Genomic DNA, 15,213 nt, shown 5'->3' with positions numbered 1-15,213 from the left:
TTTGTCATTCTTGGACGCGCCGCCTTGGCTGACGAATCGCGTACTTGTGAGATACACTTACCGGATCACGATCCGCCCATCATCTACGACCATGGTCGCATAGCATCGCCCCGATGGGAGCGTTCACGGCCGCGCGGAATACAGTGCATGATGCGTGAGGATGAACAGCGTGCGCCCGTCCGGGCCACCGAACAGCAGCTGCAGCGGCCGCTCGGGCACGTCGATCCGCCCCAGTTCGCCGCCATCGGCACCATAGATGAATATCTGGCCGTTCGCGACATAGACGCGGCCGTCCGGCCCCGCCGCCACGCTCTCCCCGCCGCGCGGCGCGAAGGGCTTGAGATCGGTCACCGCGCCGCGCGGGCCGAGCAGGCCCGAATAGGTCCGGTCCTCCGAACCATTGGCGACATAGACCCGCTCGCCGATCTTGCCGGTGACCCAGCCATAGGTGTCGAGTGTATCGGAGAAGCGCCAGCCCAGATGATTGGCCGGCCCCTGCTGCCACACACGATAGGCCGGCAGGACCAGGCTGCCATCGGGCGAGACATAGTCGCGAGCCTTCGGTGTCGCCATGTCGCGCGCGAACATCTCGGCCAGCGTGGTGAAATGGTCGGTCGCGGGATCATATTGATCGCGGAACTCGCCATTGTTCCAGAAACTGCCGGGCAGCGCGATCCGGGCGCCCGACCGGTCGCCGGCGGGCGTCGGGGCGATCACCCGCACTGCCTGGGCCTCGCCGGGTTTGATGCTGTAAACGGTCGCCTCGGGGCCGTCTGAGGACAATATCATCAGATTGCCCGACCGATCGACCGCGAGGTTTATAGGATCGACCGGGGCATCGGCGACGATCGAAAGTCCCTCCCTGTCCGACCAGCCATGGATGCGGTGGAACTGCCGGTCGACGAAATAGAGTTTGCCGGCCGAATCCACCGCGCCGCCGCCAAGCGCGTAAAAGTCACCGGCGAGCCGCGTCACCGGCACGAGCGGCGGCACTGCGGCAACGGGCGCCGCGTCAGTCACGTCCAGCACCGCGAACTCGCGCTCGCGCACCTCCGTACCGCGCGTCAGGTCCTGGATCGCATTCGCATAAGGGTATTTGCTCGCGCGCAGATAGGTGCCGCAACCATTGGCGTCGCAGGTCGAAAAGCCGCTCTCCGCATTGACATGGACATTGCGGAAACGGATGCCGGTCGAGCCGTAAAGCTTGACCGCCGCCGGTGCCGGCTGGAGCGAACGGGTGACGCGGTAGCCATGGAAATTGGCGAACAGGATGTCGCGCGAATTGCGCACCTCCAGCGCGACCGTATTGCGCCCCTCGCCCGCCTCTTCCTCGGTCTGCGGCGCCAGGAATTCCCAGTTGCGCACGCCGTCAAGCACGATCTCGGCGCGCACATGATGCTCGGCTGACATCTGATAGACATAGCCGGGCGTCGCCGTATCCGACACATGAAGCCCGGACTGGGCATAGGTGTTCGGCGTCCACAGGCCGTTGAAAGTGCCGCCACCGCCATCCGTCACCCACAGGCTGGAATATTGCGCGTCCCAGCGCTTCTTCGGGTCGGCATCCGATGTGTGGTTGGCGTTATAGGGATCGAAGCGGCTGCCATCGGCGAGATTGGTGCCGTGCCCGCCCTGGAACTTGACGTCGTCGACCAGCGACTTTTCGCCCGCGCGCCACAGCAGCGCCGTCGCGCGCGGGTTGATGCCGCCGGTGGCGAGGCCGAGACCCGAGACGATCGCGTCGCCGCCTTTGGCGCTTTCCATCAACGCCCTGGCCGGGCCGACCCCGCGATAGGCGGGCGTGTCGTCGGCCAGCACGATCTGGGTCAGGCTGGGATGCAGGCCGATCAGCACGCTGTCGGGGCGCAGCTTCAGCGTATCGGTGACGCGGTAGAAGCCCGAGGGGAAATAGAGAATCTGATGGGTGTCGATCGCGCGCTGGAGCGCGGCGGTATCGTCAGTTGCATTGTCACCCTTCGCACCGAGATCGTGGACATTGGACCACCCAGCGGTACCGGGGAACGCGCGGATCGCCGGATCGCGGCGGCGCGGCAGCGATGACAGCGGGGCGGCATCCATGCGTGTCGCAAAGCTGCCCGCCTGGCCGAGCGCCGCCAGGGTCAGCCCATAAGTGAACTCCTTGACCCGGTAACGCGGCGCCGGCCCCGCGACCGTCTTGCCGCTCTCACGGAACCGGGCGAACACCGGCGTGCCGCTGGCCACGGCATTGTCGAACCCGATCTGGGTATAGGCATTGCCTTCGTTGCTGATGATGATCCCGGCTCGCGAGACATTCTCGAAGCGGACGTCCTTGCCCCACAACCAGTCGCCATAGCCGCGGTCGATCTCGATCCCGACGGGTACGTTGCGGAGCACGGTATTCACCAAGGTCAGCCCGGCCTCATGCTCGCGGATCGCGGCATCGCGCTGGCCGTCGAACACGGAATCCAGCAACGTGTACTGCCAGGCGGGCGAGGTCTTCTCGGCCAGGATGCCATAGCGCCCGCCATAAAATCGCAAGTCCATGCCGAGATTGCCGACCTGGTAGATGCCGGCGAGCGCCGAGCCTAGATGGAAGTCGATATGGCTGAGATAGGTGTGCTGCGCGGTGTGGAAGCGCACCGCCGTCGCCGCCGGATTGCCATTGCCGATCTCGAAATTCACATTGGCCATCGCCGAATAGAAAGTGCCCGAATTGGCGTCCGCAATGTCCGGATCGAACGGCACGCTGGTCGGCGGCGGCACCGGTACCTTGCCGCGCAGCGGTACGCCGGCCGGCCCCGGCGCGGTGCCGCTCGGCTGGTTGCCGGTGAAGAAGACCATGCTGCCGACGCCGCGCTGGAAGCCGGGCGTCGCCGCGGCGAGCAGGAGCACCGGGCGAGTCCTGCCCACGCCGAACAGGCGCACGCCGGGCCACATATAGAGGGTGCGGGTGAGCCGATGACGTCCCGAGGGCAGAAACACGATGCCGCCGCCGGGACGCGCAGCCGCCGCATCGATCGCCGCCTGGATCGCGGCGGTATCGTCAGCCAGGCCGTCGCCCCGCGCCTTGACGGTGACCGCAGCGGGATCGTTCGGGGCGACGGAGAAGGCCGAAACCGCGGGCTGCTGCGCGCCGGCGACCGCACCGATCGGCATCGCCGCGACAATCAAACACCGCGCGATCATGCTCGCCTTCATGCGTCTTCACCTTTCGCGACAAACCCGCATTTTCGCGGTTAGCGCGCAGGGTACGCGGTCGCAGCCATGTCTGCGACCGCGACAAAGGTCGCAATAGTCAAAACCGCCACGTGCCCAATAAGGTCGCCCTGGATGCGTCGCTCGAATTCGCGCGAACGGTGACGAAAGCTGAGGACGCGAGGTGAAGGCACAGGGTAACATGACTGGATTGCCCCCCTGCGCGATCATCGCGATGGGCGTGAGCGGTTGCGGGAAGTCGACCCTGATCGCACATCTCGGCGCGTCTCTGTCCTGCCCCGCCCTCGAAGGCGACGATTTCCATGCCGAGGCGAGCGTCGCCAAGATGCGGGCCGGGCAACCCCTCGACGATGCCGACCGCTGGCCATGGCTCGACCGGCTGGGCGCCGCGATCGGATCGGCGGTACATGAACATGGAATCGCCGTCGCCGCCTGTTCCGCACTCAAGCGACGCTATCGCGAGCGGCTCGAACGCGCGGCGGGCGTACCGTTGCTATGGGTATTGCTCGACGGCGAGCGGGACGAAATCGCCGCGCGGCTGGCCGCGCGAAAGAGCCATTACATGCCGACCAGCCTGCTCGACAGCCAGTTTGCCGCGCTGGAGCGGCCTATGCCCGACGAGCGCGCACTGATCCTGCATTGCTATGCGCCGATCGAGAATCTCAGCCGGGAGGTCCTCGCCTGGGCACAGGCCGGCATCCTCTCCACAGCGCGTTAGAGTAGCTTGCATTAAATCGGAGCCACCCGTTCGTCCTGAGTAGCCATCGAGTAGCCGCGTAGCGGCGTATCGAGATGGCGTATCGAAGGACAGGTTCCGCGCGATAACCTGTCCTTCGATACGGGCTCTCGATACGCCTTCGGCTACTCGATCCCTACTCAGGACGAACGGAGCGAATTAGGCACGCGCTGCTCTAGGTTTCCGGCATCAGCCGCTTGCGGCCCTGCGACAGATGCCAGCGCATCGCCAGTGCGGCGCCATCGGCATCCTGGGCGCGGATCGCATCGACGATCGCGTCATGTTCTTCCATCATCGTGGCGATCACGTCGGGTGGACGCGAACGCGAGATATCGACCCCGGCGCGCAGGATCAGCATCACGTCTTCCTGGAGGCGATCGAGCGTGTCGGCAAAGGCGCTGTTGCCGGTCGCCTCCGCGATGGTCCGGTGCAGCACCCAGTCCTCGGTATGGGCCGGGTCGCTGGACAACAGCGCTCGGCGCAACCCCTCAAGCGCCGCGTCGATCGCCTCCATCTGCTGGTGCGAGCGTCGCTGCGCGGCAAGCCGGGCGGCTTCGGCCTCGAGCACGAAACGCACTTCATAGGTGCCGAGCGTCGCCGCCAGGCCGTGCATCGGCATGTGCGAGCCGAGCCGTTCCGATGGACGGCGCTTCACATAGGAGCCCGCGCCGCGCCGCGCCTCGGTGATGCCGTCGGCGGCGAGCCGGACCAGTGCCTCGCGCACGATCGAGCGCGACATGCCGAAGACTTCGGCAAGCCGCGCCTCGGATGGGAGCCGGTCGCCGGTCACCAGGCCCTCATCGTTGATGATCTGAACGATGCCGGTATAGGCGCGCCCCGCCAGCGTCCCTTCCCGCACCACCGGGCCGTCCTTGCCGATGCGGGCGCCGCCGCCAGTCATATGACGTAGCTGAGCGCCACGACCGCGGCGAGCCCGGCCACCGAGATGACCGTCTCCAGCATCGACCAGGTACGGAAGGTGTCGGCCGTACTGGTGCCGACATAGCCCTTCACCAGCCAGAAGCCCGGATCGTTGACATGGCTGAAGAACACCGAGCCGGCGCCGATCGCCAGCACCACGAGTTCGGGCGACACGCCCGACGCGGCGACGACGCCTGGCATGACCCCGACCGCCGTGATCGTCGCGACCGTCGCTGACCCGGCGGCGAGCCGGATGCCGACCGCAACCAGCCAGCCGAGCAGCAAGGGCGAGATCGCATACATCATCACCACCCGCGCGAGCAGGTCGGACAGGCCGGCAGTGACCAGCACCTGCTTCAGCGCACCGCCGGCACCGATCGCCAGCAGGATCGCCCCCGCCGCGCCCATCGTCTCAAACCACACGGCATCCTGGATCGCCGCCTCACTGAGCCGGCGCCCGAACAACAGGGGCAGCGCGATGAGATTGGTGACGAGCAGCGCCAGCACCGGGTTGCTGGCGGCGGCCAGCCAGACGGCGTCCTTGAGCCCCGGCACCAGCTTGCCGAGCTCGCCCGCCGCGATCAGCACGATCGGCAGCAGCACGATGAACAGCGACACCGCGCGTGGCGGGGGCGTGAGGTCCAGGGAATGATCGCTGAGGACCGGTTCGACCAACTTCACGCCCCGCGTCGTAAACCTGGCGAGCACCGGGCCGGCGAGAATGGCGATCGGGATCGCGATGATGATGCCGTAAAGCATGGTGAGGCCAAGGCTGGCCCCGAGCGCCTCGACTGCGAGCAACGGACCCGGATGCGGCGGTACCAACGCATGGACCACGCCCAGGCCGGCCAGCGCGGGCATGATCAGCCGCAGCTTGGCGGCATCCCGGTCGCCATCGTCGGGCATCGCTTTCGCCGCCGCCACCACGATCGGCAACAACAGCACCAGCCCGGTTTCGAAGAAGAGCGGAAGCCCGATGATGATGGCGATGCCGAGCGTTGCCCAAGGCGCTGCCTTGGGCCCGGTCAGGCGCAGCGCGCCGGTGGCGAGCGACGCCGCAGCCCCCGACAAATGCAGCATGGCGCCGAGCGACAGGCCCAGCGCGACCACCAGCCCGGTGCCGCCGACGATATCGCCGACTCCCTTCTGCACGGCCTTGGCCGTATCGGCGAGCGGCAGGCCGGCCAGCAGGCCGACCGCGAAGGCGCCGCACAACAGTCCGATGAACGGGTGGAGACGCCCGCGAACGATCAACAGGATCGCAAGGGTGATGCCGGCGATGGCGGCCATCACCAGCCTGATATCGGCACCGGTCACCAGCACCGCTCCAGCCGTGGCACGCGACTTTCAATCGCTACGGACATCGCCCCTCCTATCCCGGCGGCGTTTTCACCTCCGGATCCCTATATCATATCTGTAGGACAGGTTTCCGCGTCGTAGCAACGAAAAAAGACTTGATCCACCGTACGTTTCAAGAACATAAATAAAGCTGTCCAACTGATTCCGCGTAAACAGGAACCCGGACAGGGGTTGCGCGACGGTGCGGATGCGCGACACGGCAGGCCGAAGAGCCAAAGGAGCGAGGATGATATGACGGGGAATCGCCAACAAGCTCATCAGATCGGCGCGGGTGTGATGCCATGCGCGATGGATGGCATCGGCGCACCGGTGCGGCTCACGCCGACTCAGGTCAAGGTGATGCGAGGCGTCCGTTCGGGTCAGCTCAACAAGCAGATCGCGTTCGAGCTGGGGATCGCGGAAGCAACGGTCAAGGCGCACATGACGGCGCTGATGCGCAAGCTCAATGTCAGCAACCGCACGCAGGTCGCCATCGCGGCGCAGACTCTCACTCTCTACGCGTCCTGACCTGACCGCTAGAGTAGCTTGCATTAAATCAGAGCCACCACCACCCGTTCGTCCTGAGTAGCCATCGAGGTGCCGCGCAGCGGCGTATCGAGAGGGCGTATCGAAGGACAGGTTCCGCGCGACAACCTGTCCTTCGATACGGGCTCTCGATACGCCTTCGGCACCTCGATCCCTACTCAGGACGAACGGATCAGATTTAACGCTCGCCGCTCTAATATGGGCGCCTTACTGCGACGCCCGTCGCGCTCGCCGAACGGTGACGCAGAAGAGCGGAAGGTCACGCTCGGACGGTGATTCGCCGATATTTCGGGACTCGATCCAGGCGAGGTTTATGCCCTGGTTCGCATCCTGAAAATCTCAATTCAGTGCGCCATGTCTTGCTTAACGCGCTCCGCCGCCCGCATTACTCTCAGGACATTTTCGCCGGCGACCTTGGCGATATCGGCGTCGCTCCAGCCCCGGCGCATCAATTCCGCGAGCAGTGCCGGATAGGTCGCGACGTCCTCGAGACCGACCGGGAGCGCATCGCCGACGCCGTCGAAATCGGAACCTAGCCCGACATGGTCGACACCGGCCACCCTAGCGATGTGCACGATGTGATCCGCCACTTCCGACAAGGTCACGCGCGGCGCGGGGTGGTCCTTGAGCCAAAGCGCATAATCGGCCTTCGCCTTTTCGGGTTGCCCGATGTCGAGCCCGCCGAACGGCGGCGAATTCAGCCGGCTTTTTTCGGCCACCGAGTCCGCCGACCAGCGGCGATAGGCGTCCGACACATAGGCCGGCGCATAATTGACCATCACGACGCCACCATTCGCGCCGACCAGCTTGAGAACCGCGTCCGGCACGTTGCGCGGATGATCGTCGATCGCCCGCGCGCTCGAATGCGAGAAGATGATCGGCGCCTTTGACAGGGCGAGCGCGTCGCGCATCGTCGCCTCGCTGACATGGCTGAGATCGACGAGCATGCCGAGCCGGTTGAGCTCGAGCACGATCGACCGGCCAAAGTCGGTCAGGCCATCATGCCTGGGATCGTCCGTCGCCGAATCCGCCCACTCGATCGTGCGCGAATGGGTGAGCGTCAGATAACCGGCACCGAGGGCTGCATAGCTGCGCAATACCGACAGATTGTTATCGATCTGTCCCCCTCCCTCGACGCCGATCAGGCATGCGATCCGGCCTGCGGCATGAGCACGGACGACATCGTCGGCGGTCCGGACCATGGCGAAGGTCTGGGGATAGCGCGCGGCGATCGACTTCACGAGGTCGATCTGTTCCAGCGTCTGCTCGACCTGCTCCTTGCCCTCGAGCGCGGACGATACCCAGACCGACCAGAACTGGCCACCGACAAGGCCCTTGCGCAGCCGCAAGATGTCAGTGTTGTAGCGGACGGGGCGCCCCGACAGATCCGTCAGATCCGCAGTCCAGCGCGCATCGCCCTCGCGTTCACGCAGGGCCTCCGGCCAGTCATTGTGCCCGTCGATCAACGGCGTCGCCTTCAGGATGCGTGCGACGCGGGCATTGTAATCCTGTGCCGGCGATGCCGTCGGCGCCGCGAGCATCGCGACCGCGGACAGCAGCAGCAGAGAGCGCCTCAACGGCTCTTCCTGACACGACGCGGTACGCCCGGCGCATCGCCGCCATCGCTCGCGGCGGTGGCGCCCTGGCGCGGCTCCTCATGCAGGGTCAGCAATGATTCCATCAATTCCTCTTCAGCGCTCGACATCACCGCCAGTACCTCCGCCTCATCGCAATCCTCCACTACGAGACACGCATGGCCCATGCTTGAATCGATATACAATGCCTCTCCCGGGCCCAATGTGACCGGATCGTAGAATTCGGTGTGCGCCAACGATCTTCCCGCTGAGGACGTAGAGGAACTCCTCGCCGGTGTGCCGGACGAGATCGCCGCTCCGCGGACCGGGCACGGATCTTGGGGACCGGGATCATGCGTTGGCAAGCGAACGCGTGGCAGGTTCATCGCAGGGTGAAATTCATCGCGCCGGCGAACCAGCGTGCGCCTTCCGCCTCCGGCTCGATATCGCCGCGTTTCGAGCGCGCGAATATGGTCAGCCCCACCAGCGTGTTGAGCGCGGTGCATCCTGTGTCCGATACGACAACCTGAGTGGCGCGGCCGCCCGGCGCGACGCGCACGGCAAAGCGCGCCTCGATATCGAAAGCCTTTTCGGTCTGGCCGGCAAACTTGCACTCGCCCTTCTTCAGCAGATCTTCCACGGCGAGGACAAGCTGGACATAAGGGAGGCGACCATGAAGCTTCAGGGCGGACAGCTTCTCCCAATTCGCCGTGCCGATGGAGATGCTCTGATCGGGCGCCAACTGGCCGGCCTGCAACGCCTCTTCGTATGAATAATCATCCTCTGCACGCCGCTCCACGCCCGAGCTATTCCAGGAAGCTTGCGTCTTGCAGAGGATGCGCTGCTTCAGGATGGAACCGGTTTCCACCGACCTGCGGCACACCACCCTGCCGGAATCATGACGTGGCCTCTCCGCCCGATCCGCGGCCTGGGCTGGCAAGGGCATCATGACGAGGACGGCAAGCGCCGTAGCAACTGCAAACACGTGAATCTCCGTCGCGCATCCGCAAGCCTGCCCGTGAAACGGAACAGGAAACATGCGGCCAACGCGCCGTTGCCACAATATGGGCTGCACGGTCTCGCGCAATCGCTCGCGTCGAAAATCGCGATGTCCGCCGATATGGTAAAAGCTGTCCTGCAGGACCGGCAGGGCCAACCGCGATCGGCTATGGCGATCTTCTGCCCTTGGCGGCGTGGAAAGCAGGGCGCCCCGGTCGGCGGGCTGCCCGCTTTGGATGCGTGGCGCCAACCACGATGGGAGCGGCCATTCGTCGACCGCCCCCTCTCGTTGGTTCGACAGCTATTACTGGAAGTACTTCTTTCTGGCCAACCGAACCGCCGAAACTTGAGGCGGCGGCAGTCCGGCCGTCTCGGGCGTAAAGCCGCCACCGTTCACGCCGAAGAACAGGAAGCTGAAGTCGAACCCGTTCTGAGTCTGCGCGACACCATGGCACCCCTGGCAACCACCGCTCGACGTGAGCGACCCCCCGCTATGATAGTCGATGACGTTGACCTGATTGCGGATATTGGTGAGCACACCGTTCGTAATCGGCGGGAAGCCCCGGAACAGCTGAATGCCCGGCTGGCTGCTTTCGACGACGATGTTGGCGAGATAGAAATCCCGGGTGCTTTCATTGTTCGTCGGGACCGCCTGGACGCCGGTGAGCTTGTAATATTGCCAGGTGAAATTCTGGTTGAAACCGGGAATTCCCTTCATCGCGGCGAGCGCCTGGGCGTTCACCGAGGCGACTTCCGGTACGGTCGGGACCGGTGAGGTGACCGGGATGGCGACCCCGCCAGGCACGGGCTTCGCCCCGGGGAAGGTGCTCGTATTGCCCTGGGGCAAGCTCACGCTGCCATTCACACCATAAGGTTTCGCCGTCGGCTGAGCTGGGTTGAAGCCGATATTCGGGTTGGGCACCACCTGACCGGTAGGCGGAAAGGTCGTGGTCGCCGGCGTCGTATACCCGACCGAATTGTAGGACGGGACATAATAGACGCCCGACGGTTGCCCGGTGACCTGGTTCTTGAAGTCGTCCACCTGTTCGAACGTCGCGAAGATGAAGGCGGGATAGTTGGGGGTCTTGTGGATGATGTGAAGCGCGATGAGCGCATAGGGCACGACATTGGTAACGGGCGCGGTGTCGGTGCCGGAATAAGTGAGCACGTTCGCGATGTGATAGCGATAGCGCTGGTTGGCCGGGATCGACGATACCGGGCGCCAGGCGGCCTTCACCTCGACGGTCGTGGTCGGAAGATTGACCACCGGGAAGAGGCGGAACGGTTTGAACTGCGGAATGAAGCTCTTGTAATTCTGCGTCACATAATTGGATTCATACTGGTTCACCTTCGCCTCGAACAATATCTGGGCATCGGTGGCCGGTTGCGGATTTCCCGGCTGGGCCGGATAGAACAGGATGTTCTGTCCGATCTGGTTCGCTTCATCGAGGTTGTTGAACGGCACTGGCCCGCCGCCCGGCACCGTGATGGTGCTACACAGGTTGTTACTCGCGGCGGTCGTGACATATTTGGGAGCCGCACCCCAGGGCTGTGGCGGTATCGGCGACGTCACCGGCCCGGTCGAAGAACTGGTGGCATTGCACGGAAACAATTCGGTCCGATGCTGATAGGTCTCCCAGACCAGCGGGCCCTTATTGGCACCGGTGCCCGAGGCCGCAAAACTGCCGCCAGGCACGCCGCGCATGCCCGATTTGTTGGGTGATACGGCCGAGATGAACTCGAGCCAGGCAAAGGTCGCCAGATCCTGATGCGCGACAGAGCTGTTGCGATAGATGTCGCTGGGGATCAGCGGATTGGTGTTGGTCATATCCGCTGTCTGCACCGTCCGTCCCGGCCCGACGACTGGCCCGAATGGCGGCGCCAGCGGTACGGCGGAAGAAGAAGACGAAGAGGTTTGCGCCACGGCGGCGGCAGCCACCAGCGAGCCTGCGCACAGCAGCAAAGTAAGTTTCTTCATAGCGGCCCCATTTCAGAGAGATCGGCAAGCAGCTTTAAATTCTGCAAATCTCTATATTGCCACAGCCTATAATGGGGCCCGACGGGCAGCAATCGAAGAAGAGGCCAGAATGGCTACATCGGAGGAGGAAACTCTTGGCCGATGCGGTACGGACCCGGGATCACTTGATCCGAATGCCATCCACGGCGGCGATCCATCGATCCGGCGCGATCAGCCATGCATCCACATGGTGCATGCCCTTGCCGTTCCACCCTTCACCCGCCGGGCCGAGGATCGGGCTTTCGGCGGATTCGCGCTCGGCATAGAGATCGGGCGTCAGGCGCGTTATCTCGAAAGCCCGCACGCCGCTGCCATAGCGCGGCCCGCAATCCTGCGCGAAGCGGTACAGGCGACCGTCCCATACCACCACCCGCCCACCGGGCCGCGACCTGCTCTTGTCTTCGGTCTTCAGCGGACTGGCCGGATGTTCGCGCCAGGGGCCATGGAGTGAATCGGCATAAAATAGCGCGAGCGCGTCATGCGTGGACGGCGCCGGACAGGCGAACATCCACCACCGCCCCTCGAACCTGAACAGGGTGGGATCGGCCAGCCGACCCGAAATAAGGTCGGCGACCGGAACCCAGCGCGTTGGAAACGGATCGGCGCGGTAAAGCCGGACAGCGTTGGCATCGAGCGTCTCCGGAACCATGAAGACCTCGCCCTCATGTTCGAACACATAAGGGTAAGACAGATGGAACGGCTCGCTCAGCACGATCCCGCGATAGGACCAGGCAGTCATATCCGCGCTGCTTGCCCAGCCGATCTCGCCCGTCTGCCGGCCATGGTTCAGCACTTCGAAGAACAAATGCCATTCGTCCCGCCAGGGCAGGAGGAACGGGTCGGCGACAAAGGCCGCCGGCACATCGGTCACCTGCTCGCGCGTCATGATCGGATTGGCGATGCCGGCGGGCGGTGCGAGATGAAGCGGATCGGGCCCGGCATAGAGGCCGATCGACCACGGGTCGCCGGGGAGCGGGTCAGTCATGGTAGCCGGCCGATCTCGCGCTGCCCGGAGCACCAGCGCAGCTTGTAGGTCTCCACGCCGCGAAGATAGTCGAACTCGGCCAGGCCAAGCGCGCACGCCTCGCGCACCGCGGCATTCGCCATCAGCATGCCGGGAGAGAAAGTCGCGAAGTCCGCGACGAACCCGGCGTTCCAGTTGCCGAGGCTGTCGGCACCCAGCATGCAGATGTCCAGTCCGATCAGCCGCTCCCCGGCCCACAGCCCGAACAGCGGTACACTGCCTTCGCGCCACAGCGCCGGGAGCATCGCGGTCGCAAAGGCCCGTGCCGCCGGATCGCGCAGGAACAGGCTGCGCTCGCCGAAGCGCGCGCGCTGCATGTCGACGAAGAAGATGCCCGGGTCGACCGCCGTGTCGCGCTCGGGATCAAGCCGGCGCACGACAAGGCCGTTGCGCGCCGCGCGGCGCACGACAAGGCCAAGCTCGCGCTGGAAGCCGGGGCTGCGTGTGGCGAACCAGCCGTCATAGCCGCCGGAAAGATCGGCGGTCGGGCAGATGAATGTCTTCTCGACGAGCATCGGTGCCGTGCCCTCGGCCGTCGCGCAGTTCGCGTCGGGACGGATGCAGGTCAGGTCGAGCCGGGGAAAGCGACTGCGCGCAAAGATCATCAGCCGCCGCGCGGCCGCGACGTCGCCATCCGCCACGATCAGGTCGTTATAATCGCTCAGCAGCGTGGCGAAACGCGCCGTTTCGTCGCGCGAGTGCTGGACCAGCGGAAAGACGCCGACGAGCTGTTCGCCGCGGCGCGCGGCGATCACACAGGGCAGGTGCTCGGGCCAGGCATCGAGCGCCGCCAGATACCAGCTCGGTCCACTGAAGGCGCGGTTGCAGCGAGAGCGTTCGAGCAGCGCACGCCACGCTCCCGCGATCGTCTCGACCGCCTCGCGATCCTCGAGCAGGTCGCAGGCGATCCCTCCGGTGACGATCTCCAGGTCAGCCGCGACCGTGTCCCGATCCGCATGGATCAGCGTGGCGACACCCGCCACCGGTGGCTGGGGTTGCCCGGCCGGCGCGTTCCAGGCGATGCGCTGGGCGGAAGGCAGCTTTTCGATCTGCCCCCTGAGGCTGTCGTCGCGCAGCAGTGCCATCGCGGTGCCGCTGGCCAGCGTATAGCGCCGCGAGACCTGGTCGAGAAAGCCGGCTGGATCGAGGCAGGATTGCACCACCAGATCGAGCTGACTGGTCCCCGTGGCCGCGCGGCACATCAGATGGGCCGGCGGGCCGCCATGGAGGCGAGCGCCGATCTCCACCAGCACCGGGCCGTGCTCATCGACGATCACCTCGCAATGCCCGGCACCGTGACGGATCTCCAGCGCATCCAGAACGCGCACGGCGAAGGCGAAGAGCAGATCGGCCAGCGGCCCCTCGGGCGGCAGCAGTTGCTTGGTGGACAGAAGCCCGATCGAGTCGAAACCCGGCGCCGGCTTGCCATAGGCCCACAACGCCGCCAGCCGATGGTGTCCATCATGGCTGACGGTGTCCACGACATATTCCGGCCCGCTCAGGAATTCCTGCACCAGCACGGTCTCGTTGCTGAACCCGAGCCGGTCGACCTGGCCGTGAACGGCATGGAAGGCGCGCGCCACCTCGTCCCGCGACGCGCACAGATGGACGCCTTCCGATCCCTTTGCGAGGCGGGGCTTCAACACCGCCGGCCAGTGACCCCCGGCATCCAGCCAGTCCATGATCTGGTCGAGCCGCCCGGATTCGATCTGCCGCGGCACCCGGATACCGTGGCGACCGACCTCCTCGATCATGCGGGCCTTGTCACGGCGTGCCTGGCTGAGACGGGTGCCGTTGCCCGCCAGGCCCAGCGCCTCGCCCAACCGATCGGCCAGCATCACGCCCCGTTCCGATCCGGCAATGACGCGATCCACCTTATGGCCACGCAACGAGGCGACGGTTTCAGTGATATCGTCATGCCAGAAGATCAGATCCCGGAAGGCCGCTGGATCGAAGGACGATGCCGCCTCCCGCGGAACTGCTGCCGTGCTTCCCACCATCACCGCCGCCACCCCATGCTCGGCAAAGGCGGGCGCCAGCATCGAACCGGCATCATAGGGATCGACGATGGCAATCGTGCGCGGCGTCACGGCTTGCGAAAGGCTCCGCGCCAGACCTGCTTGATCGGGTTTCCGTCCGGATCGAAGCTCGTCACCGGCTCCAGCACGAGCTGTTCCCAGCCGGCGAGCACGGCCTGGCAATAATCGCGGCTGAAGAAATGCATCGTCTGGCCGCCGGCGAGGATATAGGATCGAGGCCCGAGCTGGCGCTCCGGGGGCTGGAAGGCGAGCCTGCGCTCGAGATCCGCCATGGAATTGGCGTGAAACAGGAACAGCCCGCCGGGCCGGAGGCAGCGGCCGACCTCGCCGACGATGCGCCTCAGGACGATATCGTCGAAGCTGTGCAGCACCAGATTGCTGACCACCGCGTCGAACGCCTCGTCCGCATAGTCGAGCGGCAGACCGACATCGCCCTGGCGGAAATCGATCGCGAGCCCCTCCCCATCGGCGAGCTGTCGCGCCTGGTCGATCGCGACCTGCGCAAAATCCATGCCCTCGACCTGGAATCCCCGCCGCGCGAGCGCCAGCGCATCATAGCCGGTACCGCATCCGAGATCGAACACGCGGCGGCAATCATGCTCGTTCAACAACGGCAGGAACGGTTCCATCCACTGGCTCGACCGGTCCGGCTCGCCCATGGCGAGGATCGAGCGGAAGCGCGTATCCCAGACGCTCGCCCCGGCATAATGCTCTTCAGTCGCCATGACAGGAAGAAGGCCCTTTCTCCGGCACCGCGAGCGAGGCTAGACTTGCCGCCCGAACAGTTCATGTCTTGTTGGCCCAGTCCTTCCCGGAGCGAA

General features: G+C 65.2%; 12 protein-coding genes. 2 read left to right on the top strand and 10 right to left on the bottom strand.

Translation table 11 applies throughout. The features are described 5' to 3' along the window. Positions 1-123: 123 nt before the first annotated feature. Positions 124-3,180, bottom strand: a complete 3,057-nt coding sequence (locus ACZ1I5_RS07070) for a glycosyl hydrolase family 28-related protein (protein WP_465172998.1) — start codon at positions 3,178-3,180, stop codon at positions 124-126. A gap of 199 nt (positions 3,181-3,379) precedes the next feature. On the opposite strand from ACZ1I5_RS07070, the gene ACZ1I5_RS07065 reads away from it, so the two are divergent. Continuing rightward, complete coding sequence (locus tag ACZ1I5_RS07065; RefSeq protein ID WP_465172997.1) at positions 3,380-3,916, top strand: gluconokinase; 537 nt, start codon at positions 3,380-3,382, stop codon at positions 3,914-3,916. Positions 3,917-4,109: 193 nt separating this feature from the next. Here the strand turns inward: ACZ1I5_RS07065 and ACZ1I5_RS07060 are convergent, their stop codons facing one another. After that, a complete protein-coding gene (locus tag ACZ1I5_RS07060) occupies positions 4,110-4,793 on the bottom strand; it encodes a FadR/GntR family transcriptional regulator (protein WP_465173914.1) in 684 nt (227 codons plus the stop codon). Between the two features lie 38 nt (positions 4,794-4,831). Beyond that, positions 4,832-6,172 (bottom strand): GntP family permease, encoded by a 1,341-nt coding sequence (locus ACZ1I5_RS07055; RefSeq protein WP_465172996.1) that lies wholly within the window; start codon positions 6,170-6,172, stop codon positions 4,832-4,834. Positions 6,173-6,490: 318 nt separating this feature from the next. On the opposite strand from ACZ1I5_RS07055, the gene ACZ1I5_RS07050 reads away from it, so the two are divergent. Next, the gene (locus ACZ1I5_RS07050) at positions 6,491-6,721 is read left to right on the top strand and encodes a response regulator transcription factor (RefSeq protein WP_465173913.1); all 231 of its coding nucleotides are present in this window, start codon (positions 6,491-6,493) and stop codon (positions 6,719-6,721) included. Between the two features lie 362 nt (positions 6,722-7,083). Here ACZ1I5_RS07050 and ACZ1I5_RS07045 read toward each other — a convergent pair whose 3' ends face one another. The 7 genes from ACZ1I5_RS07045 to ACZ1I5_RS07015 all read right to left on the bottom strand — a co-directional run bounded on the left by ACZ1I5_RS07045 (position 7,084) and on the right by ACZ1I5_RS07015 (position 15,117). After that, positions 7,084-8,280, bottom strand: a complete 1,197-nt coding sequence (locus ACZ1I5_RS07045; RefSeq protein ID WP_465173912.1) for a dipeptidase — start codon at positions 8,278-8,280, stop codon at positions 7,084-7,086. Between the two features lie 32 nt (positions 8,281-8,312). Next, entirely contained in the window at positions 8,313-8,570 is a 258-nt protein-coding gene (locus tag ACZ1I5_RS07040) for a hypothetical protein (protein ID WP_465172995.1), read from the bottom strand. A 125-nt stretch (positions 8,571-8,695) separates the two neighbouring features. After that, positions 8,696-9,469, bottom strand: a complete 774-nt coding sequence (locus tag ACZ1I5_RS07035; RefSeq protein ID WP_465172994.1) for a hypothetical protein — start codon at positions 9,467-9,469, stop codon at positions 8,696-8,698. Positions 9,470-9,616: 147 nt separating this feature from the next. Beyond that, positions 9,617-11,290 carry a hypothetical protein gene (locus tag ACZ1I5_RS07030; protein ID WP_465172993.1) on the bottom strand — a complete coding sequence of 558 codons (1,674 nt, stop codon included), beginning with the start codon at positions 11,288-11,290 and terminating at the stop codon, positions 9,617-9,619. A 160-nt stretch (positions 11,291-11,450) separates the two neighbouring features. Then, positions 11,451-12,314, bottom strand: a complete 864-nt coding sequence (locus ACZ1I5_RS07025) for a glucosamine inositolphosphorylceramide transferase family protein (RefSeq protein ID WP_465172992.1) — start codon at positions 12,312-12,314, stop codon at positions 11,451-11,453. Further along, entirely contained in the window at positions 12,311-14,443 is a 2,133-nt protein-coding gene (locus tag ACZ1I5_RS07020) for a GNAT family N-acetyltransferase (protein ID WP_465172991.1), read from the bottom strand. Before ACZ1I5_RS07020 ends, ACZ1I5_RS07025 begins: the two co-directional genes overlap by 4 nt. Continuing rightward, positions 14,440-15,117: a class I SAM-dependent methyltransferase gene (locus tag ACZ1I5_RS07015; RefSeq protein WP_465172990.1), complete on the bottom strand. Its 678-nt coding sequence runs from the start codon at positions 15,115-15,117 to the stop codon at positions 14,440-14,442. The genes ACZ1I5_RS07020 and ACZ1I5_RS07015 overlap by 4 nt, the downstream gene beginning before the upstream one ends. Positions 15,118-15,213: the final 96 nt, after the last annotated feature.

The organism is Sphingomonas sp. BL-S-30 (genome assembly GCF_055521475.1).
Note: the sequence above shows the minus strand (reverse complement) of the source record. Positions and strands in the feature narration are given on the sequence as shown.

Coding starts and splice junctions, on each gene's coding strand:
- ACZ1I5_RS07070 (WP_465172998.1), bottom strand. CDS start 3,180: ATGAAGGCGAGCATGATCGCGCGGTGTTTGATTGTCGCGGCGATGCCG.
- ACZ1I5_RS07065 (WP_465172997.1), top strand. CDS start 3,380: ATGACTGGATTGCCCCCCTGCGCGATCATCGCGATGGGCGTGAGCGGT.
- ACZ1I5_RS07050 (WP_465173913.1), top strand. CDS start 6,491: ATGCCATGCGCGATGGATGGCATCGGCGCACCGGTGCGGCTCACGCCG.
- ACZ1I5_RS07045 (WP_465173912.1), bottom strand. CDS start 8,280: ATGCTCGCGGCGCCGACGGCATCGCCGGCACAGGATTACAATGCCCGC.
- ACZ1I5_RS07030 (WP_465172993.1), bottom strand. CDS start 11,290: ATGAAGAAACTTACTTTGCTGCTGTGCGCAGGCTCGCTGGTGGCTGCC.
- ACZ1I5_RS07025 (WP_465172992.1), bottom strand. CDS start 12,314: ATGACTGACCCGCTCCCCGGCGACCCGTGGTCGATCGGCCTCTATGCC.
- ACZ1I5_RS07015 (WP_465172990.1), bottom strand. CDS start 15,117: ATGGCGACTGAAGAGCATTATGCCGGGGCGAGCGTCTGGGATACGCGC.